This is a genomic window from Herbaspirillum sp. VT-16-41 (genome assembly GCF_001994935.1).
In the GTDB taxonomy this organism is placed as follows: Bacteria; Pseudomonadota; Gammaproteobacteria; order Burkholderiales; family Burkholderiaceae_D; genus Herbaspirillum; species Herbaspirillum frisingense.
In genome coordinates, this window is sequence record NZ_MUXB01000103.1 from 57,712 (window position 1) to 79,106 (window position 21,395).

The window sequence follows — 21,395 nt, forward strand, 5'->3', positions numbered from 1 at the left end:
CGGCGGGCTGGCGGTCAGTGCAGTTCCTCGGCCTCGAAGCCGGCTGCGCGCAGCGCCTGCAGCACCTGGGCCAGATGCGGCCGGCCGCGGGTCTGCAATACCAGTTCGATATCCACGTTCTGCGCGGCCAGCAGCGTAAAGGCGCGCTGGTGGTGCACTTCGTCGATGTTGGCGCCGGCTTCGGCGACGATGCCGGTGATGCGCGCCAGGGTGCCGGGAACGTCCCGCGAACTGACCTTCACCCGTGCCAGGCGGCCGGCGCGGACCATGCCGCGCTCGATGATGGCCGTCAGCAGCAGCGGATCGATGTTGCCGCCCGACAGCACCAGTCCCACGCGCTTGCCGCGGAAACGGTCCGGATAGCGCACCAGTGCCGCCAGTCCGGCCGCACCCGCGCCTTCGACCAGGGTCTTTTCGATTTCCAGCAGCATCAGTACGGCCTGTTCGATATCGCCCTCATCGACCAGCAACAGATCGTTGGCTTCGCGGGCGATGATGGCGCGGGTCAGGGTGCCGGGCGTGCCGACGGCGATCCCTTCGGCGATGGTGCTGGAGCCGACCGGATGCTCGGTCCCCTTGACCGCATTGACCATGGTCGGAAAGCGCCGTGTCTGTACACCCACGATCTCGATCTCCGGCTTGATGGCCCGTGCTGCGACAGCCATGCCGGCCAGCAGGCCGCCACCGCCGATGGCCACCACCAGGCAATCCAGGTCTGGCACCGCCTTCATCATTTCCAGCGCGACCGTACCCTGGCCGGCGATGATGGCTTCGTCGTCATAGGGGTGGACGAAGGTCAGGCCTTCCTTCTCGGCCAGCTCGTAGGCGTGGGCGCGTGCCGCTTCCAGGGTGTCGCCATGCAGTACCACGTTGGCGCCGAAGCCACGGGTACGCTCGATCTTCACGCCAGGCGTAAAGCGCGGCATGACGATGGTGGCCGGCAGGCCCAGCCGCTGCGCGTGATAGGCCACGCCCTGCGCATGGTTGCCGGCCGACATCGCCACCACGCCGCGTGCGCCGTCCTGGCTGGCGGCAACGTCGACCATCTTGTTGCAGGCACCGCGCTCCTTGAAGGATGCAGTGAATTGCAGGTTCTCGAACTTGAGGAAGACCTGGGCGCCGACGATCTGGGACAGCGTGCGCGATTCCACGCAGGGGGTCTCCAGGATCTGGCCTTGCAGTCGGCGGGCGGCTGCTTCGATATCGTTGAGCGTTGTCATCCTGCGATTGTAGAGCCAATGCACCGGTTTGTAGCACCTCGTGCCGCACGCTGCCGAGGATGGCGATAAATCGAAGCCGTGGCCAGGGCAACTTGGCAATTGGAAAAATCATGGCATAGGGATGTAATACCGTTCAGTTAAGAAAAAATCGCCGCGCCAGATGACTTTGGCGCGGCGATTTTGCTTGGTTCTCTTCAAGCCATTTGAAACCGTTCGGACTGAGTAGGCCCTTTAGGGCCGTATCGAAGGCGCTGCTCAGCTTGTGGCGCGCCTTCGATACGCGGCTACGCCGCTACTCAGGACGAACGGTCAGCGGTGGCGCAAGCAAAGTCTGAGCAGGTTTTCGGGCTGGTAACAAGCTTAACTGAACGGCATTAGGCATAGGGATGTTGATTTTTCGTCTGGCTCGGGCGATGCGGATTGTCCCTTCGCCAACACCAAATTTCTTTCACCGTCACCATTGAAGTCGCCGGATCGGGCGACTAGAGTAAAGACTCGTCGCGCCACCGCCTGGATCTCTTGCCCCAGTGGAAGCGACACCTGGAAGTGCCGTCCGGCCTTCCTCCTCTCGCAGGTCCGATCAGACTCAGCCGTTCTCACCAAGGAGACACCATGAGCATCGCCACCCGGCATCCGGATGTCCGGCCCCCTTCGTTGCCGCCCTTCGGCACCGCCCTGCCCGACCGTCCGCGCCATGTACAGCGCACCTCACCACTATTGTTGAAACTGGTCGAGCTGGACCCGCGCGAGGTCGTCGAGGGCGTGATGACGCCGGCCGGCTTCGTCACCGCCGACGTGATCCCGGTGGGACCCATGCGCGAGGCCTGCCCGCACTGCGATGGAGTGGCCCTGCAACTGGTGCTGCGGCACCGGCATGTCAAGCGCAGCCACCTGTTCTGCAGGAGCTGCACCCGGGTCTATGACGCCCTCAATGAAAGCGGGTATTCGGTGTTGACGGTGTGAATCACCTGCATATCGAGACGCCTAGAGCTTGTAGGGAACCCGTACTCCGGGCTCATTGGCGGGAAAGTCCTTGGTGTTGCGCGAGACCAGCAGCAGGGAATGTTCCTGTGCGGATGCCCACACGATGGCGTCCGGCAGTCGGATTCTCCGTTGCTGGCGGATCATCACGGCGCGCTGGGCCACGGTGCTGTCCAGATTGATCAGGTGGAACGAGGATAGCCACGAACGCAGGGCCTCTTCATTGTCTTCCGAGGCGCCTACCATTACCTCCATCCAGGTAATGATGCTGATGGCACGGTATTCATAGCGTGCCATCTCCTTTTTGGCCGCGACAATGCCGTTGAGATAGTCCACCAGGATATTGGTGTCGAAGAGCGCCTTTACCATTCCGAGCGCAGCTCTTTCTGATAGGCCAGCCCATCCACCTTCTTCTTTTTCCAGAGACCGAAGACCTCGGCATCGTGTTCCAGCCTGTGGTGGGCGATGTAGGCGGCGATGGCCTCCCGGATGACGACGGCGCGCGGACGCTGCTGGCTATCGACGATCTGGGTCAGTTCCGCCAATTGCGAATCGGGGATGTCGACCAGAATGCGGCTCATCGTGGGCTCCGTAGTGATGAATGATATACATATCATATATCAACCATGGCAACGGGATGCGCGAAGTTTATTCAGAGCGCCTGGCAATCTTGTCTTTGGACACAGTAGAATCACCCCCTCGATGCAACAGAAGAGATGCGAATGGAATATGCCTACAAGCTGATGGCCTCTCCGGCCGGATTGCTCAAGCTGGTTGCCAGGGGCGATCACCTGGCGGCCATCCTGTGGGAGGACGATGACGCCCTGCGCGTGCGTCTGGGCGAGATGGTGGAGGACGAGGATCGCCCGGTCTTGCTGGAGACCGAACAGCAGCTGCGCGAATATTTCGCCGGCGAGCGTGACAGCTTCGAGCTGCCCTTGCACTTCGAGGGGACCGAATTCCAGCGCCAGGTCTGGTCGGCACTGCTGGACATCCCCTACGGCCAGACCCGTACCTACCTGGACATCGCGCGCCAGCTCGGCAATGAAAAGGCGGTGCGCGCCGTGGGGGCGGCCAATGGCCGCAATCCCATTTCCATCATCGCGCCCTGCCATCGCGTCATCGGTGTGGGCGGTGCGCTGACCGGCTTTGCCGGTGGCCTGCATGTCAAGAAGCTGCTGCTGGCCATCGAAGGCATCGCCACTGAAGGACAGGATGCCGGTCAGGTGATCGATCCGCGCCGCAAGGCGCAGTCACGTCGGCGCGAAGACCCCAACCAGCTTTCCCTGCTGTAAACGATATAAATAATTACGGGGAGTGTGGCGCTTCAGCGCTGCATGCCCCATTTCTTCACGGTCGCCCGCTCCAGGGTATTGAAGACCAGGTTTTCCACCAGCAGGCCGATCAGAATCACCATGGCCAGCCCGGCGAAGACCTTGTCGGTGTAGAGCTCGTTGCGGTTCTGGAAGATGTACCAGCCCAGGCCGCCCTTGCCGCTGGTGGCGCCGAATACCAGTTCGGCCGCGATCAGCGTGCGCCAGGCGAAGGCCCAGCCGATGCGCAGGCCCGCCAGGATGGAGGGCAGGGCCGCCGGCACCAGTACCTGCAGCACGAAGCCCAGTCCACGCAGGCCGTAGTTGCGGCCGGCCATGCGCAGGGTGTCCGATACCCCCAGGAAGCCCGCATAGGTATTCACCGCCAGCGCCCACAGCACCGAATGCACCAGCACGAAGATCAGGCTGCCTTCGCCCAGGCCGAACCATAGCAGGGCAATGGGGAGCAGGGCGATGGCCGGGAGCGGATTGAACATCGAGGTCAGGGTGCCCAGCAGATCGCGTCCGAACTGGGTGGACACGGCCAGCGTGGTCAGCACGAAGGCGGCGACGATCCCCAGCACATAGGCCTTGAGCAAGACTTGCAGCGACAGCCAGGTCTTGCCGAACAGCTCACCGCTGCGGATGCCCTCGGCGAAGGCCTGCGCCGTCTGCAGGAAGGTCGGCAGCAGCAGGTCGTTGTTCTGCCAGCGGGCAACGGCTTCCCAGACCAGCGCCAACAGCAGCAGGATGGCGCCCTTGCGCACCCAGCCTTGTTGCCAGATGCGTTGCGGCAGCGTGAAATGGCGCTCCAGTACCAGGCCTGGCAAGGGCGTCAGCGGAACTTCGTATTCGTCGCGAATGGGGGGAGTCTGGGGCATGGCGCAATTCAGTAGGAGAAACGGACGTCGCTGAAGTTGATGCGGGGCTCGGGCGCGGCAGCGGCGCCACCTTCGTCGAACAGCAGGCGGTGGATGCGCTGCGCGGTCTGCTGGAAACCGACCCCACCCAAACTGGAGAGATCGTACTGGTGGCTGTTGATCTCGGCGCGTACGCGGCCCGGGTGTGGCGAGAGCAACAGGATGCGGTTGCCGACCACCAGCGCTTCCTCGATGGAGTGGGTCACGAACAGCAGCGTGAAACGCACTTCGTCCCACAGCGCCAGCAGTTCTTCCTGCATCTTGCGGCGGGTCAGGGCGTCGAGGGCGGCGAAGGGTTCATCCATCAGCAGCATCTTGGGCTGCATCGCCAGGGCGCGGGCGATGGCCACGCGCGCCTTCATGCCGCCGGACAACGTATGCGGATAGGCATCCGCAAAGCGTGTCAGACCGACCTTGTCGAGGTAGTGGCGGGCGCGTTCGGCGGCTTCCCGCTTGCCCAGGGTGCGCGAGGCCAGCAACGGAAACATCACGTTGTGCAGCACCGTCTTCCAGGGTGGCAGCTGGTCGAATTCCTGGAACACCACGATGCGGTCCGGTCCCGGCTGGCGCACGGTGCGGCCCTCCAGGCGGATCTCGCCGGCGGCCGGCGGCAGGAAGCCCGCCACCGATTTCAGCAGGCTGGACTTGCCGCAGCCAGATGGCCCCAGCAGCACGAAGCGGTCAGCCGGATGTACGTCGAAGCTGACTTCGTGCGTCGCCTGCACCACCGCCGTGGCGCTGCGATATTGCAGGCTCACGCGATCCACCTGCAGCAGGGGTTGCAGGCTTGCCGTGGCGCTCACGCTGGCGGTCTCAGCTGCCGGGTTGTGCATACGCTTCCTCGAAGAAGTAGTCTTTCCAGGAGCTGGCGCGGTTCTTCAGGACGCCCAGTTCATGCAGCTTTTCGGCATAGACGAAGGTGCGCTCGGGAGAGACGGTGAAACGGATTTCCGGATCTTCGACGATCTTGCGCACGAACTCCGGTGCCAGCCTGGACTTCTGCACGCGGATGAAGGTATCGGCCGCCTTGGCCTTGTTGTTGCGCACGAATTCGGCGGCCTCCACCAGTGCCTGGTAGAAGGCGCGATAGGTCTTGGGATTGTCGTCGTGGAATTTCTGGGTGGTGTAGAGCACGTTGAAGGTCGCCGGGCCGCCCATGATGTCGTAGGAGCTGATCACCTTGTGCACGTTCTTGTTCTCCAGGGCCTGGTACTGGAAGGGCGGGCTGGAGAAGTGGGCGTTGATCTCCGAGCCGCCGGCGATGAGGGCGGCCGTGGCGTCCGGGTGCGACAGGCTCACGCTGATGTTGTCGAAGCGCTTGAAGTCTTCCTTGCCGAAGACCTTGGCGGTTTCGATCTGCAGCGTGCGCGACTGGAAGCCGACCCCGGCGGCCGGCACGGCGATACGGTCCTTGTCGCTGAAGTCCTTGATGCTCTTGACGTTGGGATTGTTCGACAGCAGGTAGTTGGGCATGGAGCCCAGGGAAGCGATGGCCTTGACGTTCTGGCGGCCGCGAGTGCGGTCCCACAGCACCAGGGCCGGTGGCGCGCCGGCCGAGACCACGTCCAGGGCGCCGGCCAGCAGCGCCTCGTTCATGCCGGTGGCGCCGGACAGGCTGGTCCATTCGACCTTGATGTCCAGACCGGCCTGCTTGCCGTATTTCTCGATGAGTTTCTGGTCCTGTACCACGTCCAGGATCAGGTAGCCGATGCCGAATTGCTGGGCGATGCGGATGCTGCCTTCGGCCATGGCCTGGGTCGATATACCAGCGGCCAATACACCGGCGGTGAGGACCGCCAGCCATCTGGGCGAGATGGAGGACAAGGAGGGGCGGCGCATCTCAGCTACCTCCCTGGATGTGGGCGTCGTCGAAGAAATAATCCTTCACCGAGGCCGGCTTGTTCTTGATGGCACCCACGCGGTGCATGAACTCGGCCAGGCCGTAGGTATTCTGCGGCGCGATCTTGAATTGCACTTCGGGGTTGGTGATGATCTGCAGCAGCAGCTTGCGATCGGTATTGCCCTTGTTGACCTTGAGGTAGATATCGGCCGCCTTCTCGGGGTTGGCGGTGATGAACCTGGCGGCCTCCTCCAGCGCGCCGAGGAAGGCGCCATAGGTCTTGGGATTGTCCTTGCGGAATTTCTCGGTGGCGTACAGCACCGTGGCCGAGGATGGGCCACCCAGCACGTCGTAGGACTTCAGCACGATGTGGGCATTCGGATTGCCCGGCAGTTCCTGTTCCTGGAAGGGCGGGTTGCCGAAGTGGCCGGTGATCTCGGTGCCGCCGCTGATGATGGCGGCGGTGGCATCGGGATGCGGTACGGCGATACTGAGCTTGTCCAGCCGGTTGTACTGGGCGTCACCCCACAGCTTGGCCGAGGCCAGCTGCAGCACGCGCGACTGCACCGAGACACCGACGGCCGGCACGGCGATGCGATCCTTGTCGCCGAAGTCGGCAATGGTCTTGACCTTGGGGTTGTTGCTCACCAGGTAGTAGGGGAAGTTGCCCAGCGAGGCGACGCCACGTACGTTCTGGCGGCCATGAGTGCGGTCCCAGATGGTCAGCAGCGGTCCCACGCCAGCGCCGGCGATGTCCACCGAACCCGACAGCAGGGCGTCGTTGACGGCCGAGCCGCCAGAGAGCTTGAGCCATTCCACCTTGATATCCACCCCGGCTGCCTTGCCGTGCTTTTCGATCAGTTGCTGGTCCTGCGCCACGTTGAGCAACAGATAGACGATGCCGAACTGCTCGGCGATGCGCAGCTGGCCTTCGGCCCGGGCCAACAAGGGCGCGGCCGACAGGGTCAGCGCCAGGCCGCCGGCCAGGGTGGTGGTCAAGAGACGCCGCAGGCGTCCTCGGGGGGAGAGGGTAGTGGTCATGGTGTCCTGTATCGTGGATGGCGGGCCGGAGAATCCGGCAGGGGCTGACAAGTCATGGCTTAGAACCGTCACGATGGAAAAGCGCGGTTCTTTATTCGTTCGGAGTATATAAAGGGCAGGGGAGAAAGAAAAACTCGATTACCGCATATCCATATGCGTCGCCCGTATAGGCCGCAATCGCTTGTCCAGCAAGGGTTTGCGCGGGAAATGCGGAGTTTCCCGGCAGGTGATTCAGGAACTGCGACATGGCCCGTCTGTCAAGTTCGACAAGCTTCTGAAGAGGCTGGGGCGCAACGTCAGGGTGGGCGCCGGCGGCATTTTGAGCCGGCCACGGGTAGAGTGCGATAAAGTACGCGTCCTGCCCGGACAGACCGTCGCTTGCCTCCCTGGCAAGCCCTGTCGAAGCCAGAACCCTGTCCGCCGGCACTCATTTGAAGAAGCAAGGGAGCAAGATGAGTTCATCTCACACCAATCCGAGTCTTTCCCTCCGATCGTCCAAATTCCACTTGATTACCCTGGCGGCGCTGGGCGTGGTGTTTGGCGACATCGGTACCAGCCCGCTGTACGCACTCAAGGAATGTTTCAGCCCCGACCACGGCATCGCCTTTTCCCCGGGTGCGGTGCTGGGCATCATCTCCATGCTGTTCTGGGCCATCACCATCGTGGTGACCATCAAGTACGTGATGTTCGTGCTGCGCGCCGACAACAACGGCGAAGGCGGCGTGCTGGCGCTGATGGCGCTGTCCTTGCGGTCGGCCGTTTCGGGCTCGCCGCGGGCCAAGCTGCTGATGATGCTGGGCGTGTTCGGCGCCTGCATGTTCTATGGCGACGTGGTCATCACGCCAGCCATTTCGGTGCTGTCGGCGGTGGAGGGGCTGGAAATCGCTGCGCCCAGCACCACGCATGTGGTGATCCCGCTCACACTGGTGATCGTGGTGATCCTGTTCCTGATCCAACGCCATGGCACCAGCGTGGTGGGGCGTTTCTTCGGTCCGGTGATGTTCCTGTGGTTCCTGTCGCTGGCGCTGCTGGGCATCTACAACATCGTCAAGGCACCGGAGGTGCTGGTGGCGATCAATCCCTACTATGCCGTGCATTTCATGGCCGAGCACTCGCTGCAGGCCTTCATCGTGCTGGGTTCGGTGGTGCTGGTGCTGACCGGTGCCGAGGCACTGTATGCCGACATGGGCCACTTCGGCATCAAGCCGATCCGCTATGCATGGCTGTTCACCGTGATGCCCTCGCTGCTGATCAATTATTTCGGCCAGGGTGCCAACCTGATCGCCAATCCGGAGGCGATCAAGAATCCCTTCTACCTGATGATCCCCGATCCGCTGGTGCTGCCCATGGTGCTGCTGGCGACCTGCGCCACCGTGATCGCCTCGCAGGCGGTGATCTCGGGTGCGTTCTCGCTGACCAGCCAGGCCATCCTGCTGGGCTTCGTGCCGCGCATGCGCATCCTGCATACCTCCGAGGATGAACAGGGCCAGATCTACATCCCCCTGATCAACTGGATGTTGCTGGTGGTGGTGGTGGCCGTGGTGCTGGCCTTCAAGAAATCCGACAACCTGGCGGCCGCCTATGGCGTGGCCGTGACCACCACCATGGTCATCACCACCATGCTGCTGGGGGTGGTCATGCGTCATATCTGGAAGTGGCGCACGTCGGCCGTGGTGCTGACCATTGCCTGCCTGCTGATCGTCGATGTGGCCTTCTTTGCAGCCAACCTCTTGAAGCTGACCGAGGGCGGCTGGTTCCCGCTGGTCATCGGCGGCACGGCCTTCTTCCTGCTCATGACCTGGTATTCGGGTCGCATGCTGCTGCGCATGCGCATCAAGGATGACGGCATTCCCATCGAGCCCTTCATCGAGGGCCTGCTGGCCCATCCGCCGCACCGGGTCGGTGGCACGGCCGTGTTCATGACGGGCAATATCGCCACCGTGCCGGTCGCGCTGCTGCACAACCTGAAGCACAACCGCATCCTGCATGAGCGGGTGTTCTTCCTGAAGATCAGCATCTGGGACGTGCCCTACGTGGCCGACAGTGAGCGCCTGACCATGAAGGAACTGGGCGGCGACGTCTACCTGCTGCGCGCGGCCTTCGGCTTCAAGGAGGCACCGGAAGTGCAGAAGGTCATGACCCTGACCGAGCAGCAGTTCGGTCATCACTTCGACCTGATGGATACCTCCTTCTTCCTGGCGCGCGACACGGTAGTGCCGAGCAAGCTGCTGGGCATGTCGCTGTGGCGCGAGCGCCTGTTCGCGTGGATGTACCAGAACGGCGCCAAGCCTTCGGACTTCTTCCACATCCCCGCCAACCGGGTGGTGGAGCTGGGAACCAAGGTCGAGATCTGATCGTCCGCGACGATGCTGCAAGGATGCCGTTCAGCTGACCGCTGAACGGCATTTTTCTTTGTGGTCAGGCAGGCGGGCGGAATTCATGCGGCCTGTACACGTCGAAGGGCCATCGTAGGACAATCGCAAGGATCCCTGCCGCCCGAGGCAGCGGTCATTCACTGTTTTCACTGTAAGGAGCGGTACAGCCATGAACAAGATCAGGATGATGGGCGCCCCCACCGATGTGGGCGCAAGCCGGCGCGGTGCCTCGATGGGGCCGGCGGCCTTGCGCGTGGCAGAGTTGCAGCGCGGCTTGCAGCAGCATGGGCTGGAGGTGGTCGATGGCGGTGATCTGGCCGGTCCGGCCAATCCGCAACAGCCACCGGTGCAGGGCCTGCGTCACCTGGACCAGGTGGTGCAATGGAACCAGACCGTCTACGCCGCGGTGGAGCATAGCCTGCGCGCGGGTGAAGTGCCGCTGCTGATGGGCGGCGACCATGCATTGGCGGTGGGCTCCATTGCCGCCGTGGCGCGTCATTGCCGCGAGCAGGGCAAGGACCTGCGCGTGCTGTGGCTGGATGCCCATGCCGATGCCAATACCAGCCATTCCACCCCGACCGGCAATATCCACGGCATGCCCGTGGCCTGCCTGCTGGGCGTGGGGCCGGCAGAGTTGACCGGTATCGGCGGCCAGGTGCCGGCCTTGCAGCCGCAACAGATCTGCCAGGTCGGCATCCGCAGCGTGGATCGCGAAGAAAAGCGCCATCTGCGGGAACTGGGCGTGCGCGTCTACGACATGCGCCATATCGACGAGCACGGCATGCGCGTGACCATGGAGCAGGCTCTCGCCGGTATCGGCCCCGATACCCATCTGCACGTGAGTTTCGATGTGGATTTCCTGGATAGCGCCCTGGCCCCCGGGGTGGGGACTGCGGTGCCCGGCGGTCCCACCTACCGGGAAGCGCAACTGTGCATGGAAATGATCGCCGACACCGGCCGCCTGGCCTCGCTGGACGTGATGGAACTGAACCCGGCCTGCGACGTACGCAACCAGACCGCGGAGCTGGTGGTGGACCTGGTGGAAAGCCTGTTCGGCAAGTCCACCCTGATCCGTCGGCCGGAAGGGCCCTACTGACGCCTGCTGACATCGATATCGTTGCATGCGCTGATGGAATTAGGGTTTTGCTGGGGGATTGCGACAGGCTTGCAATTTGAGGTTGAAGGATTGCGGCGAATGCCGGATTATTCAGGGTTTTTCCGCTTCCGGCGGGCCCGTGCGGGTTTTACCCACGCATTCCCGCCCGCCAGGAAACGCCAGTCTGCCGCGCCTGATCCAACTTGCCTCTGCCTGCGGGTGGCGCGGCCCATTTTTCCGTCAGAAAGAAGGTCCCCATGTCGTTCAAGAAATTCTTCACCGTCGCCGCCAGCGCGCTGGCCCTGTCCTGTGCTGCCGGCAGCACCCTGGCTGCCGACCAGACCTACGTGGTCGGTGCCGGCGGTACCTATCGTCCCTTCGAATTCGAAACCCCGAAGAAGGAACTGGTCGGCTTCGACATCGACCTGATCAAGGCCATCTCGCAAGCCTCCAACTTCAAGATCCAGCTGGTGAGCACGCCCTGGGAAGGCATCTTCGCCACCCTCGGCCAGGGTGACCGCGACATCATCATCTCCGGCATCACCATCACCGACAAGCGCGCCCAGATGGTGGACTTCTCGCTGCCGTATTTCCCCGCCGAGCAAGTCATCATCACCAATGCCGATGCCAAGATCACTTCGCTGGCCGACCTGAAGAAGACCCAGGTCGCCGTGGTCAATTCCACCGCCGGTGACATCGTGGTCTCCGAGGAACTGGGCAAGTCCAGCACCGCCATCCACCGCTTCGACAACACCGTGCTGATGCTGGAAGAACTGTATCGCGGTGGCGTGGACGCCGCCGTGGGCGACGTCGGTGTCATCAAGTTCTACATCAAGAGCCATCCCGAGAAGAAGTTCAAGGTGGTGGGCGACACCAAGTTCGTGCGCCAGTACTTCGGTATCGCCGTCAAGAAAGGCAACAAGGAACTGCTGGACAAGATCAACGCCGGCCTGACCAAGATCGTGGCCGATGGCACCTACGCCAAGATCTACAAGACCTGGTTCGATGGCGAAGTACCGACCCTGCCGCTCAAGTAAGCACTCCCGGTGCGCCTGCACGATCCTGCATGCGCACCGCCTGTCTGATCTGCCCGATCACGGCCGCCACGCTGCGCCCACGCAATGTCGGCGGTCCGCTTCCTCTGCTCAACTCCTCCGTTTGAACGGACCTCATCATGAATTCCTTCTTCCAATGGGAAATCATCGGCGAATACCTGCCCCTGTTCGTCGAAGGCACCTGGATGACCCTCAAGGCCGCGATCATCTGCGTCATCGCCGGTACCTGCTGGGGCCTGGTGCTGGGCGTCGGCCGCCTGGCCGAGGCTCGCCATGGTTTCTGGAAATATTTCCTGTGCTACTGCGTGCAGTGGCCGATCCGCTTCTACGTCAGCTTCCTGCGCGGCACGCCGCTGTTCGTGCAGATCCTGCTGATCCATTTCGCGCTCATGCCGGTGCTGATCAACCCCAGCGGCGGGCTGATCCTCTCCGGTGACCTGGCCCGCGAGATCCGCTCGCACTACGGCGCCTTCGCTTCGGCGGTGCTGGCCATCACGCTCAACTCGGGGGCGTATGTGTCGGAGATCTTCCGCGCCGGCATCCAGTCCATCGACCGTGGCCAGAGCGAGGCCTCGCGTTCGCTGGGCATGACCTACATGGCCACGCTGCGCAAGGTCGTGCTGCCCCAGGCCTTCCGCCGCATGCTGCCGCCGCTGGGCAACAATGCGATTGCCATCGTCAAGGATTCCTCGCTGGCCTCGGCCATCGGCCTGGCTGAACTGGCCTATGCGGCACGCACCGTGTCCGGTGCCTATGCCCGCTACTGGGAGCCTTACCTCACCATCTCGGTGATCTACTGGGTCATCACGCTGGCCCTGTCGGCGCTGGTGCGCCACCTGGAAGCCCGTTACGGCAAGGGGGATGCACGATGAGTACGACGATGATCAAGGTCAATCAACTCCAGAAGCGCTTCGGCCAGGCGCATATCCTGCGCGGTATCGACTGCGAGATCAGGGCCGGCGAAGTGGTCTGCGTGATCGGGCCTTCGGGCTCGGGCAAGAGTACCTTCCTGCGCTGCCTCAATGGTCTGGAGGAGGTCAGCGACGGCGATATCTTTATCGAAGGCATCAAGCTCAACGATCCCCGGGTCGATCTCAATGCATTGCGCGCCCGCCTGGGTATGGTGTTCCAGCGCTTCAACCTGTTCCCGCACATGACGGTGCTGGAAAACCTGATCATGGCGCCGATGCAGGTCAAGAGCCTGTCGCGCCGCGAGGCAGTGCTGGTGGCCGAGAAGCTGTTGCAGAAGGTGGGTTTGCTGGACAAGATCGATGCCTTCCCCAACCAGCTCTCGGGTGGCCAGCAACAGCGCGTGGCGATTGCCCGTGCGCTGGCGATGGAACCCAAGGTGATGCTGTTCGACGAGCCGACCTCGGCACTGGATCCGGAACTGGTGGGTGAGGTGCTGAGCGTGATGAAGCAACTGGCTGAAGAGGGCATGACCATGGTGGTGGTCACGCACGAGATGGGGTTTGCCCGTGAGGTGGCAGACCGCGTCTTCTTCATCGACCAGGGCGTGATCATGGAAGAGGGGCCACCGCAGCAGGTGCTGGGTGACCCCCATCATGAGCGTACGCGGGACTTCCTGCGCAAGGTGCTATAGCCCTTGCTCTGCCCTGCAGAGATTGTCCGTCGGGCTGGAGTTCTCTCCAGTCCGACGACGCTACCGGCAAGAACGGATCTACTTGACGCCTTCCAGGCCTTTCATCACTTCCACCTGGACCGTCTCCCAGATCGAGCGTTTCAGTTCGATATAGCGGGATGACAGCTGGACTTCGGCCGTACGTGGATGCGGCAGGTCATTGTCGATGTCCTGCACGACGCGCCCCGGCTTGGCACCCATGACCACCATGCGTGTAGACAGCATCAGCGCTTCGTCGATGGAGTGCGTGATGAAAATGATGGTCTTGCCGCTTTTTTCGTAGATCTGCAGCAACTGCTCTTGCAGCACCTGGCGGGTCATGGCGTCCAGCGCCGCAAATGGTTCGTCGAAAAGCATCACATCCGGATCGTTGGCCAGTACCCGTGCAATCGAGACCCGCTGCTTCATGCCTCCGGAAAGCTTGTTGGGAAAGCTGTCCTCGAAGCCCTTGAGTCCGACCATCTCGATGAAATGCTGTGCAACCCTGGCACGCTCGGCCCGCGATACACCTCTCATCTTCAGGCCGAACTCGACGTTTTCGCGAACGGTCTTCCAGGGGAACAGGGCGTATTGCTGGAACACCATGCCGCAGGCCGGGTCGACATCCTTGACCTCCCTCCCGTTGACCCAGACGCTACCGGTGCTGGCGCGTTCAAAGCCGGAAACCAGGTTGAGCATTGTCGATTTGCCGCAGCCGGAAGCTCCCAACAGCACCAGAAATTCACCCTGGGCTACCTGCAGGTCCACCTGATGGAGCACCTTCAGGTCTCCGAACGACTTCCCCGTGCCGCGAAATTCGATCATCGGACCTGTCCTGGACGGGTTCTTCATTTCTGCCATGACAGCACGCTCCTTTGGATCAGTCGGAAGACGATGTCCGTAATCAATACGGTAAAGCTGATGAGCACCATACCGAGTACCACGGTATCGGTCTGGAAGAATTCCTTGCCATTCATGATCATGAAGCCCAGCCCCTCCTTGGCCGCCACCAGTTCCGCTGAGATCACGCAGGTCCACGATAGGCCAAGGATCACCTTCATGCCTGACAGGATCTGGGGCATGCAGCCGGGCAGGATGACTTCGCGCATTACCTGCCAGCGATTGGCGCCCAGGTTGCGGGCTGCGCGGATGAGCAGTGGATCGATGCCCTGTGTGGCTTCGATCACGTACAGCAGGGCAGGTGTCACTGCGCCCATGAAGACGATGCTGTACTTCTGCGTCTCCGTGATGCCGAACCACAGCAAGGTGAGCGGAATCCAGCTCATCGATGGCAACGGCCTGAGGAACGACAGGATAGGATCGAAGACAGCGCGTGCGATCTTCGAAGTTCCCAGCATGATCCCTAACGGAATGGAGACCACCACTGCGGCCAGGAAGCCGACCATCACGCGCCGTGCCGAGGCCAGGATGTTGATGATCAAGGTGTCCTGTTCCCACATGCGCATGGCGCGGGCGAGGATCTGCGAGGGCGCCGGCAGGAATACCGCATCCACGATGCCGGCCCGGCATATGCCTTCCCACACCAGCAGGAAGGCCACCAGCGAAACCGCCGACAGGGTGATCAACGCCCCGCCGGTGAACCATTCTTTCTTCATAAGCATGCGCCGGCCTCAGAGGTAGGTGGTGTTGACCCACTGGCGTACCTGCGGCATGGAATCGACCTGCTTGAGCTTGACCAGCATCTCGGCCAGCTTTTGCAGACCCACGATGAAGTTGCCCGGGTCACTCATCAATGCCTTCTGGTCGGCCAGCGTGAACCACTCGGTCTGCTTGATGACGCCAAGCTGCTCTTCCATCGACAGCGAGGTCAGTTCAAGCAGGATGCGGGCGGACTCCTCCGGCTTTTGCGTGAGCATGGCGTTGGCCTCGAAGATGGCTTGCATGAAGGCCTTCACGGCTGCCGGATTGTCCTTGCCGAAGCTGCTCCGGGTCAGCAGCACATCGGGGCCGGGTGACATCTTGTAGCTCTTGTAGAGCGAGAAGGCGCTGTCGTCGAACAGCAGCCTGGTACCGGGCAGGGCGCGGATGCGGTCGAAGGTCGGGGTCCAGGCGGCGGCGGCATCGATCTGGTTGGCCTTGTAGGCCGTGAGCAGCTCGGTGGCGGGCAGGTTGATGATCGCGACATCCTTGTCGGGATTGATGCCGGCCTGCGAAAGCACGTCCAGCAGCAGCACGTGGGCGCTGGAGGCATAGGTCACCCCGATCTTCTTGCCCTTGAGGTCAGCCAGTTCCTTGATCCCCTCACGCACCAGCAGGCCTTCGGCGCGGCCGAAGTTGTTGGGCGTGGCAATCAGCTGGAACTGACGGGCGCCGCTGGCCATGAGAGCCAGCGCCGAGACCACGCCGGTACCGGCGATGTCGACGTTGCCGGCCATCACCGCAGCCATGCGGGCGGAGGAGGTGGAGAAAGCTTGCCAGCGCAGATCAATGCCATGCTTGGTCATCAGGCCGGTCTTCATGGCGATGTAGGCCGAGTAGTGGCCCAGCCATGCCGAGCCGCCGTAGTTGATCACGGTTGGGGCAGCGGCGCTTGCCACGAGGGGGAGGCCGGCAGCGCCGGCGGCGGCCAGCGTGATGACCTGCTTCATGACCCTGCGTCGATTCTGGTTCATTGCTTGCTCCTTCAGATTGGATGTGAAATCTCTTGATGGACCACTTCAGACGCGGCTCGAGCAGTCGTCTGACCTGCTTGCGTCGCCGCCATGCCCTGGTCCTTCCCGCTGTGCTGGTCAATAGCAGCGACGGCGGGCCCCCGCAGGTGATGTGGCAGCGTCGATATTACTGATTCGTGACGGCAGTCCGGTCCGCTTAAGAAAAACTAATACAAACTATCTTCAGCACTAATCTAGCTGCGCCGCAGCGGTGCGCTCGCGCCTCGCCGCCGTGCATGGTGGGCACGCGCTGCACAAAAAGCGCTCATGGCCACCGGGCGTGCACGTCCAGCGTCTGCAGGCGCTGGATGGCGGCTTCGATCATCTGTCTTACGGGTAGCTAATGGCTGCCTGCTCATCCGTGTAGAGCGACTGGCACATTTGCATCTGTGGTGCGTGACTGTGCCAGTCAGGCCGTTCTTGAGGCGGCCATTGGCGGCCTATTTCCAGGAAAACGCGTCCTTGGGCAAGCCCGGCAAGGATTTGCGGATGGCAGGGGAGATCTTGTCTTGCAGTGCCTGGCGGGTGAGTGCCGAGATTTCCTCGGCCAGGCTGTTCCATTCGCCCTCGCGCGAGAGCAGGAAGAAGTTGCGGCGACCCAGCTGGCTGGGCGGCAGCGGCACCAGCACCACGTCCGGCAGGCAATGACGTGATTGCCACAGGCACAATGGCGTGGTGACCGCATAACCCATGCCCCAGGCGACCAGGTTGAGCATCGGGTCGGTGGCATCGAACTCCAGGCGACGCGGGGCATCGAGCTTGATGTGCCGCAGGTAGCGTTCGATCTGCTGGCCGATGACCGAGCGGCGCGTATAGCGCAGCAGGGGAAGGCTTTGCAGGGCTGCCTGGTAATCGTGACCGGCATCGGCATGCCGCTCGGCCACGCTTCTGGGAATCACGGCCACGAAGCATTCGGAGAACAGCAGGCGTTGTTCGATGCGCAGGTCGTTGACTGTCGATTCGGTGCACACGGCCAGATCGAGCTCACGTCGTTGCAGCTGTTCCGAAAGAATGGGCGTCAGTCCCGACCAGAGTGATATCTGTCGCGCGCCTTTGGCGATGGCCTGGACCAGTATCGGGCCCACGGTGGCGGAGAATGAATCCACGCCGCCCAGGCGGATTTGCGCCACCTCCGAGCGGGAAGCGTCGATCAGGCGCTCATTGACGCGCTGCGCGTGCTCCAGCAGGTCCTGCGCCAGTTCCATGAGCAGGCGACCGGCCGCCGTCGGGCGGGAAGGGCGAAACTCCCTGTCCAGCAACACCATGCCGCTTTGGGTTTCCAGTGACTTGATCAACTGGCTGATGGCACTTTGCGTCACGCCCAGCTTGCGGGCGGCTTCGATCATGGAACCGCCTTCGCAGACGGCGACGAAAGCCTGGAGGGCGTGCAGGTCGAATGGCATGTCGGGCATGAAGCGGTCCTTTCGGAGAAAACAGGCAGTCGCCGGTTACTGCTCTGGCAGTTGTGCAGGGAGATCATGGAGCGAAAGCGCCACATGGTGCGTGATGATAATGCCCACTTCTTCAAAACATTAGTTTGTCTAATGCTGCCGCGATTGTCGATTTTTTCGGGTGACACTGCATGCCATTCTGATCGAAGAGGATGCTATGACCCCTGCAATGAACGCTTATGACGCCATCGTGATCGGTGCCGGCGTGATTGGTACTTCCACCGCTTTCCATCTGGCCCGGCTGGGTGCACGCAAGGTCCTTGTGCTGGATCGCAAGACCGTCGGTGAAGGCACGACATCGCAGTCTTCAGGCATTCTGCGGACCCACTATTCGGTCCAGGAAAATGTCACGTTGGCGCAGTTGTCATGGGATACGTTCAACAATTTCCCGGCCTATGTCGAGGATGAGGAGGCTTCCTGCGGTCTGGTCAAATGTGGCTACATGATCTGGGCCGCGGATGATGACAAGCTCGCTCCCCTGCGTGCCTCGCTGCAGGGGCAGCAGGCGCAGGGCATTGCGTTGCAGTATCTGGATGCCAGGCAGGCTGCCGAACTGCTGCCCATTGCCCGCTTCGACGACGCTGCGCTGATCAGCTTCGAACCGGAGGCCGGCTTCGCCGACGCCTACCTGGTGGCTACCTCGTTTGCGCGTGCCGCACGGCGCCGGGGCGTAACGGTAAAAGAGGGCGTGAGCGTAGAACGGCTGCTTATCGAGAACGGCCGTGTGAGCGGTGTGCAAACCAGTGCCGGACGCTTCCTCAGCGACATCGTCATCAGCACGCAGAACATCTGGACGCCTGAATTGGCTGCATGGACCGGGCTCACGCTGCCGGTACGGCCGGAACGCCATACGGTGCTGGCACTGGAGGGACCGCAGGCTTACACCTTCCAGATGCCGGTCTTCAAGGACCTGGCATCCAAGGGCATGCTCTACGGACGCAGCTATGGCGGGACCCAGATGCTGGTCTCCGAGGGGGTGGCAGGGGAAACACTGGCTACGCCTGATACGGAACAGGGCGACGTATCCCTGGACGCCATCGTCGAGATTGGCGAGCAGGTGGCGCAGCGCTTCCCCAGCTACGAGACGGCCGGCCTGGCGACCTCCTGGACCGGCGTCTATGACGTCACTCCGGACTGGAATCCGGTATTGGGTCGCCTGCCTGGCGTGGAAGGTCTGGTCGCCGGATTCGGCTTCTCCGGTCACGGCTTCAAGCTGTCACCGGCAGTCGGACAAGTGCTGGCGCAGTGCGCCCTGGGGCTGCCCACGGAGGTCTCGCTGGCGCCGTATTCGATCGAGCGATTCTCGACCGGAAAACTGCTGGTGGGGAAATACGGTTCGGGTGCGGTCTCCTGAGGAGCTCACGCTGTCATGCATTTGCTCCTGCTCGACGAAGTCAGGCCCGAGCCCTGGCGCAACGGCGGTGGCGTGACGCGCCCGCTGGTCAGTGCGCGTGAGGCGGGCTCGGCATCCACAGGGTCTGCTAGTGCCGACTGGCGCCTGAGTCTGGCCGATATCTCCGCCGATGCCGAGTTCTCGGTCTTTCCCGGCATGCAGCGCCATGCCGTCCTGCTGGGTAGCGGGGCGGTCAGTCTGGCCAGCAATGGCGCCGAGCCAGTGTGGGTGCGACCCTTGCAGCCCGTCAGTTTTCCAGGTGAACCACGTTGGCATGCGCGCCGCGATTCCGGCAGCCTGGAACTGCGCTTCCTGAATCTGATGGTGCGTCGTTCCGTCTTGCGCGGTGAACTGCAGGTGATCGAATGCCAGCGACAGGTCCATGCGGGGACCGCCTGGGCCTTGCTGCCGCTAGCAGGGCGCTGGCAGTTGTCGAGCGACGTCATCGTTGGTGCTGGGCAGCTGGCCTGGGACGAGGGGAACGGCGGATGCCTGATGCAGCCACTGCAAGCCGATGCCAGCGCGGTACTGGCGCTGGTTCATTCCATCTGATCAGATCGGATGCCGGACCGTCCATGCTCCGCGCATCGCCTGGTTACATTTCTTATGAGGCAGATACGAAGCCATGAAAATACTAGTCGCAGTCAAACGGGTGGTCGATTTCAATGTCAAGGTAAGGGTCAAGTCGGACGGCTCGGGAGTCGATATCGGTGCCGTCAAGATGAGTATGAATCCCTTCGATGAAATCGCGGTGGAAGCTGCCGTGCGTCTGAAGGAAGCTGGAGTGGCCACGGAGGTGGTGGCCGTTTCCTGTGGCCCGGCTGCCTGTCAGGAGACCTTGCGTACGGCCATGGCCATCGGCGCTGACCGCGGCATTCTGGTGGAGTGCGCGCAAGAGCTGCAGCCCCTGGCCGTAGCCAAGCTGTTGCAGGCAGTGTTCATGCGGGAACAGCCGCGCCTGGTGGTGGTCGGCAAGCAGGCCATCGATGACGACAGCAACCAGACTGGCCAGATGCTGGCAGCATTGGCGGGCATGCCGCAGGCTACCTTTGCCTCCCAGTTGCAAGTGGCCGGAGATGAAGTCATTGCTACACGCGAAGTGGATGGCGGCCAGGAAACCATCGCCCTGAAGCTGCCCGCGGTAATCACGACCGACCTGCGGTTGAATGAGCCGCGCTACGTCACCCTGCCCAACATCATGAAGGCCAAGAAGAAGCCGCTGGAGGTGCTCACTCCCCAGGCGCTGGAGATCGACGTTGCGGTCGGGCTGACCACCCTGAAGGTGGCAGAACCGCCTGCTCGCAGCGCAGGGGTCAGGCTGGTGGACGTCGCCGCTCTGGTCGCCAAGCTGAAAAATGAAGCCAACGTCATCTGAGGACTATCCATGTCAGTGCTGATCATTGTCGAACACGATAACCAATCACTCAAGAGCGCGACCCTGCATGCCGTGACGGCGGCCAGGGAATGCGGTGGCAACATTACCTTGCTGGTCTGCGGCTGGCAGTGCGAACCAGTGGCCCAGGCGGCCGCGAAGGTGGCCGGGGTGGCGCGGGTGCTGGTAGCAGACGCGCCCTGTTTCGCCGATGGCCTGGCAGAGAATGTGGCGGCGCAGGTGGTCACGTTGGCCGGGGCATTTTCCCACGTCATGGCCACGGCGACAGCGACCGGCAAGAATGTCCTGCCACGGGTGGCGGCATTGCTGGACGTGGCGCAGGTATCGGAAATCACCAGGGTGGTGGATGCGCACACCTTCGAGCGGCCGATCTACGCGGGCAACGTGATTGCCACCGTCAGGTCTTCCGATCCCATCAAGGTAATTTCGGTGCGTGCTACTGCCTTCGAGGCAGCGCCCCTCGAAGGAGGCCGGGCCCTCATCGAGACAATCGCCGCCGTGGAAGATACAGGTCTCTCGCGGCTGATCTCGCGACAGACCATTGCGTCAGACCGGCCGGAGCTGGCGTCGGCAAGGATCGTGGTATCCGGCGGACGTGGTCTCGGTTCCGGCGCGCATTACGCGGCGCTGCTCGAGCCGCTGGCCGACAAGCTCAACGCGGCGCTGGGCGCGTCGCGTGCGGCAGTGGATGCCGGCTATGTGCCCAACGATTACCAGATCGGCCAGACTGGCAAGGTGGTGGCGCCGGAGCTGTACATCGCCGTCGGGATCTCGGGCGCGATTCAGCATCTGGCGGGGATGAAGGATTCGAAGGTCATTGTGGCGATCAACAAGGATGCCGACGCACCGATCTTCTCGGTTGCCGATTATGGCCTGGTGGGAGATCTCTTCGAGGTATTGCCTGAACTGGTTGCGCAGCTGGGATAAGGCGATGACGATACAGAACGTGCTCGCACAATACGGCCCTCGCGAATCCATGGAATACGACGTGGTCATCGTCGGCGGCGGTCCAGCCGGGCTGTCG

General features: G+C 62.5%; 22 protein-coding genes. 11 read left to right on the forward strand and 11 right to left on the reverse strand.

Going from position 1 to position 21,395, the window contains the following annotated elements; translation table 11 throughout:
- Positions 1–14: 14 nt before the first annotated feature.
- A complete protein-coding gene (locus tag BTM36_RS12375) occupies positions 15–1,220 on the reverse strand; it encodes a threonine ammonia-lyase (RefSeq protein ID WP_006465340.1) in 1,206 nt (401 codons plus the stop codon).
- A gap of 612 nt (positions 1,221–1,832) precedes the next feature.
- Here BTM36_RS12375 and BTM36_RS12380 point away from each other — a divergent pair.
- Complete coding sequence (locus tag BTM36_RS12380; protein WP_077236511.1) at positions 1,833–2,183, forward strand: hypothetical protein; 351 nt, start codon at positions 1,833–1,835, stop codon at positions 2,181–2,183.
- Between the two features lie 21 nt (positions 2,184–2,204).
- On the opposite strand, the gene BTM36_RS12385 is transcribed toward BTM36_RS12380, so the two are convergent.
- The gene (locus tag BTM36_RS12385; RefSeq protein ID WP_006465342.1) at positions 2,205–2,570 is read right to left on the reverse strand and encodes a type II toxin-antitoxin system VapC family toxin; all 366 of its coding nucleotides are present in this window, start codon (positions 2,568–2,570) and stop codon (positions 2,205–2,207) included.
- Positions 2,564–2,782, reverse strand: a complete 219-nt coding sequence (locus tag BTM36_RS12390; protein ID WP_077236512.1) for a ribbon-helix-helix protein, CopG family — start codon at positions 2,780–2,782, stop codon at positions 2,564–2,566. The genes BTM36_RS12385 and BTM36_RS12390 overlap by 7 nt, the downstream gene beginning before the upstream one ends.
- Before the next feature lie 141 nt (positions 2,783–2,923).
- On the opposite strand from BTM36_RS12390, the gene BTM36_RS12395 reads away from it, so the two are divergent.
- Positions 2,924–3,496 (forward strand): methylated-DNA--[protein]-cysteine S-methyltransferase, encoded by a 573-nt coding sequence (locus tag BTM36_RS12395; RefSeq protein ID WP_006465344.1) that lies wholly within the window; start codon positions 2,924–2,926, stop codon positions 3,494–3,496.
- 32 nt (positions 3,497–3,528) lie between these two features.
- Here BTM36_RS12395 and BTM36_RS12400 read toward each other — a convergent pair whose 3' ends face one another.
- The 4 genes from BTM36_RS12400 to BTM36_RS12415 all read right to left on the reverse strand — a co-directional run bounded on the left by BTM36_RS12400 (position 3,529) and on the right by BTM36_RS12415 (position 7,315).
- The gene (locus BTM36_RS12400; RefSeq protein WP_077236513.1) at positions 3,529–4,395 is read right to left on the reverse strand and encodes an ABC transporter permease; all 867 of its coding nucleotides are present in this window, start codon (positions 4,393–4,395) and stop codon (positions 3,529–3,531) included.
- Positions 4,396–4,403: 8 nt separating this feature from the next.
- Positions 4,404–5,267 carry an ABC transporter ATP-binding protein gene (locus BTM36_RS12405; RefSeq protein WP_077236514.1) on the reverse strand — a complete coding sequence of 288 codons (864 nt, stop codon included), beginning with the start codon at positions 5,265–5,267 and terminating at the stop codon, positions 4,404–4,406.
- Positions 5,248–6,183: an ABC transporter substrate-binding protein gene (locus BTM36_RS12410; RefSeq protein ID WP_217349581.1), complete on the reverse strand. Its 936-nt coding sequence runs from the start codon at positions 6,181–6,183 to the stop codon at positions 5,248–5,250. Before BTM36_RS12410 ends, BTM36_RS12405 begins: the two co-directional genes overlap by 20 nt.
- A gap of 91 nt (positions 6,184–6,274) precedes the next feature.
- Positions 6,275–7,315: an ABC transporter substrate-binding protein gene (locus BTM36_RS12415; RefSeq protein ID WP_077236516.1), complete on the reverse strand. Its 1,041-nt coding sequence runs from the start codon at positions 7,313–7,315 to the stop codon at positions 6,275–6,277.
- A 452-nt stretch (positions 7,316–7,767) separates the two neighbouring features.
- Between BTM36_RS12415 and BTM36_RS12425 the strand changes: the two genes are divergently transcribed.
- The 5 genes from BTM36_RS12425 (at position 7,768) to BTM36_RS12445 (ending at position 13,444) form a co-directional block, all read left to right on the forward strand.
- The gene (locus BTM36_RS12425) at positions 7,768–9,669 is read left to right on the forward strand and encodes a potassium transporter Kup (protein ID WP_077236517.1); all 1,902 of its coding nucleotides are present in this window, start codon (positions 7,768–7,770) and stop codon (positions 9,667–9,669) included.
- A 190-nt stretch (positions 9,670–9,859) separates the two neighbouring features.
- Positions 9,860–10,786 carry an arginase gene (gene rocF / locus BTM36_RS12430; RefSeq protein ID WP_077236518.1) on the forward strand — a complete coding sequence of 309 codons (927 nt, stop codon included), beginning with the start codon at positions 9,860–9,862 and terminating at the stop codon, positions 10,784–10,786.
- A gap of 257 nt (positions 10,787–11,043) precedes the next feature.
- Positions 11,044–11,823 carry a basic amino acid ABC transporter substrate-binding protein gene (locus tag BTM36_RS12435; protein ID WP_077236519.1) on the forward strand — a complete coding sequence of 260 codons (780 nt, stop codon included), beginning with the start codon at positions 11,044–11,046 and terminating at the stop codon, positions 11,821–11,823.
- Between the two features lie 137 nt (positions 11,824–11,960).
- A complete protein-coding gene (locus BTM36_RS12440; RefSeq protein ID WP_006465352.1) occupies positions 11,961–12,713 on the forward strand; it encodes an amino acid ABC transporter permease in 753 nt (250 codons plus the stop codon).
- A gap of 8 nt (positions 12,714–12,721) precedes the next feature.
- Positions 12,722–13,444 (forward strand): amino acid ABC transporter ATP-binding protein, encoded by a 723-nt coding sequence (locus tag BTM36_RS12445; protein WP_006465353.1) that lies wholly within the window; start codon positions 12,722–12,724, stop codon positions 13,442–13,444.
- A gap of 78 nt (positions 13,445–13,522) precedes the next feature.
- Here BTM36_RS12445 and BTM36_RS12450 read toward each other — a convergent pair whose 3' ends face one another.
- The 4 genes from BTM36_RS12450 to BTM36_RS12465 all read right to left on the reverse strand — a co-directional run bounded on the left by BTM36_RS12450 (position 13,523) and on the right by BTM36_RS12465 (position 17,546).
- A complete protein-coding gene (locus BTM36_RS12450) occupies positions 13,523–14,287 on the reverse strand; it encodes an ABC transporter ATP-binding protein (protein WP_006465354.1) in 765 nt (254 codons plus the stop codon).
- A gap of 23 nt (positions 14,288–14,310) precedes the next feature.
- Positions 14,311–15,078, reverse strand: coding sequence for an ABC transporter permease (locus BTM36_RS12455; protein ID WP_077236520.1), 768 nt, complete (start codon positions 15,076–15,078; stop codon positions 14,311–14,313).
- Positions 15,079–15,093: 15 nt separating this feature from the next.
- Positions 15,094–16,095, reverse strand: a complete 1,002-nt coding sequence (locus BTM36_RS12460) for an ABC transporter substrate-binding protein (protein ID WP_077236521.1) — start codon at positions 16,093–16,095, stop codon at positions 15,094–15,096.
- 479 nt (positions 16,096–16,574) lie between these two features.
- Positions 16,575–17,546 carry a LysR family transcriptional regulator gene (locus BTM36_RS12465; RefSeq protein ID WP_006465358.1) on the reverse strand — a complete coding sequence of 324 codons (972 nt, stop codon included), beginning with the start codon at positions 17,544–17,546 and terminating at the stop codon, positions 16,575–16,577.
- 208 nt (positions 17,547–17,754) lie between these two features.
- On the opposite strand from BTM36_RS12465, the gene BTM36_RS12470 reads away from it, so the two are divergent.
- From BTM36_RS12470 to BTM36_RS12485, 4 genes are all read left to right on the forward strand, one after another.
- A complete protein-coding gene (locus tag BTM36_RS12470) occupies positions 17,755–18,939 on the forward strand; it encodes an FAD-binding oxidoreductase (protein ID WP_077236522.1) in 1,185 nt (394 codons plus the stop codon).
- Positions 18,940–18,954: 15 nt separating this feature from the next.
- A complete protein-coding gene (locus BTM36_RS12475) occupies positions 18,955–19,530 on the forward strand; it encodes a HutD family protein (protein WP_077236523.1) in 576 nt (191 codons plus the stop codon).
- 73 nt (positions 19,531–19,603) lie between these two features.
- Positions 19,604–20,353 (forward strand): electron transfer flavoprotein subunit beta/FixA family protein, encoded by a 750-nt coding sequence (locus BTM36_RS12480; RefSeq protein ID WP_077236524.1) that lies wholly within the window; start codon positions 19,604–19,606, stop codon positions 20,351–20,353.
- A gap of 9 nt (positions 20,354–20,362) precedes the next feature.
- Complete coding sequence (locus tag BTM36_RS12485; protein ID WP_077236525.1) at positions 20,363–21,298, forward strand: electron transfer flavoprotein subunit alpha/FixB family protein; 936 nt, start codon at positions 20,363–20,365, stop codon at positions 21,296–21,298.
- Positions 21,299–21,395: the final 97 nt, after the last annotated feature.

Bases quoted from the DNA above. Each gene is read 5' to 3' on its own strand.
- BTM36_RS12375 (WP_006465340.1), bottom strand. From the start codon at position 1,220: ATGACAACGCTCAACGATATCGAAGCAGCCGCCCGCCGACTGCAAGGC.
- BTM36_RS12380 (WP_077236511.1), top strand. From the start codon at position 1,833: ATGAGCATCGCCACCCGGCATCCGGATGTCCGGCCCCCTTCGTTGCCG.
- BTM36_RS12385 (WP_006465342.1), bottom strand. From the start codon at position 2,570: ATGGTAAAGGCGCTCTTCGACACCAATATCCTGGTGGACTATCTCAAC.
- BTM36_RS12390 (WP_077236512.1), bottom strand. From the start codon at position 2,782: ATGAGCCGCATTCTGGTCGACATCCCCGATTCGCAATTGGCGGAACTG.
- BTM36_RS12395 (WP_006465344.1), top strand. From the start codon at position 2,924: ATGGAATATGCCTACAAGCTGATGGCCTCTCCGGCCGGATTGCTCAAG.
- BTM36_RS12400 (WP_077236513.1), bottom strand. From the start codon at position 4,395: ATGCCCCAGACTCCCCCCATTCGCGACGAATACGAAGTTCCGCTGACG.
- BTM36_RS12405 (WP_077236514.1), bottom strand. From the start codon at position 5,267: ATGCACAACCCGGCAGCTGAGACCGCCAGCGTGAGCGCCACGGCAAGC.
- BTM36_RS12410 (WP_217349581.1), bottom strand. From the start codon at position 6,183: ATGGCCGAAGGCAGCATCCGCATCGCCCAGCAATTCGGCATCGGCTAC.
- BTM36_RS12415 (WP_077236516.1), bottom strand. From the start codon at position 7,315: ATGACCACTACCCTCTCCCCCCGAGGACGCCTGCGGCGTCTCTTGACC.
- BTM36_RS12425 (WP_077236517.1), top strand. From the start codon at position 7,768: ATGAGTTCATCTCACACCAATCCGAGTCTTTCCCTCCGATCGTCCAAA.
- rocF (WP_077236518.1), top strand. From the start codon at position 9,860: ATGAACAAGATCAGGATGATGGGCGCCCCCACCGATGTGGGCGCAAGC.
- BTM36_RS12435 (WP_077236519.1), top strand. From the start codon at position 11,044: ATGTCGTTCAAGAAATTCTTCACCGTCGCCGCCAGCGCGCTGGCCCTG.
- BTM36_RS12440 (WP_006465352.1), top strand. From the start codon at position 11,961: ATGAATTCCTTCTTCCAATGGGAAATCATCGGCGAATACCTGCCCCTG.
- BTM36_RS12445 (WP_006465353.1), top strand. From the start codon at position 12,722: ATGATCAAGGTCAATCAACTCCAGAAGCGCTTCGGCCAGGCGCATATC.
- BTM36_RS12450 (WP_006465354.1), bottom strand. From the start codon at position 14,287: ATGATCGAATTTCGCGGCACGGGGAAGTCGTTCGGAGACCTGAAGGTG.
- BTM36_RS12455 (WP_077236520.1), bottom strand. From the start codon at position 15,078: ATGAAGAAAGAATGGTTCACCGGCGGGGCGTTGATCACCCTGTCGGCG.
- BTM36_RS12460 (WP_077236521.1), bottom strand. From the start codon at position 16,095: ATGAACCAGAATCGACGCAGGGTCATGAAGCAGGTCATCACGCTGGCC.
- BTM36_RS12465 (WP_006465358.1), bottom strand. From the start codon at position 17,546: ATGCCCGACATGCCATTCGACCTGCACGCCCTCCAGGCTTTCGTCGCC.
- BTM36_RS12470 (WP_077236522.1), top strand. From the start codon at position 17,755: ATGAACGCTTATGACGCCATCGTGATCGGTGCCGGCGTGATTGGTACT.
- BTM36_RS12475 (WP_077236523.1), top strand. From the start codon at position 18,955: ATGCATTTGCTCCTGCTCGACGAAGTCAGGCCCGAGCCCTGGCGCAAC.
- BTM36_RS12480 (WP_077236524.1), top strand. From the start codon at position 19,604: ATGAAAATACTAGTCGCAGTCAAACGGGTGGTCGATTTCAATGTCAAG.
- BTM36_RS12485 (WP_077236525.1), top strand. From the start codon at position 20,363: ATGTCAGTGCTGATCATTGTCGAACACGATAACCAATCACTCAAGAGC.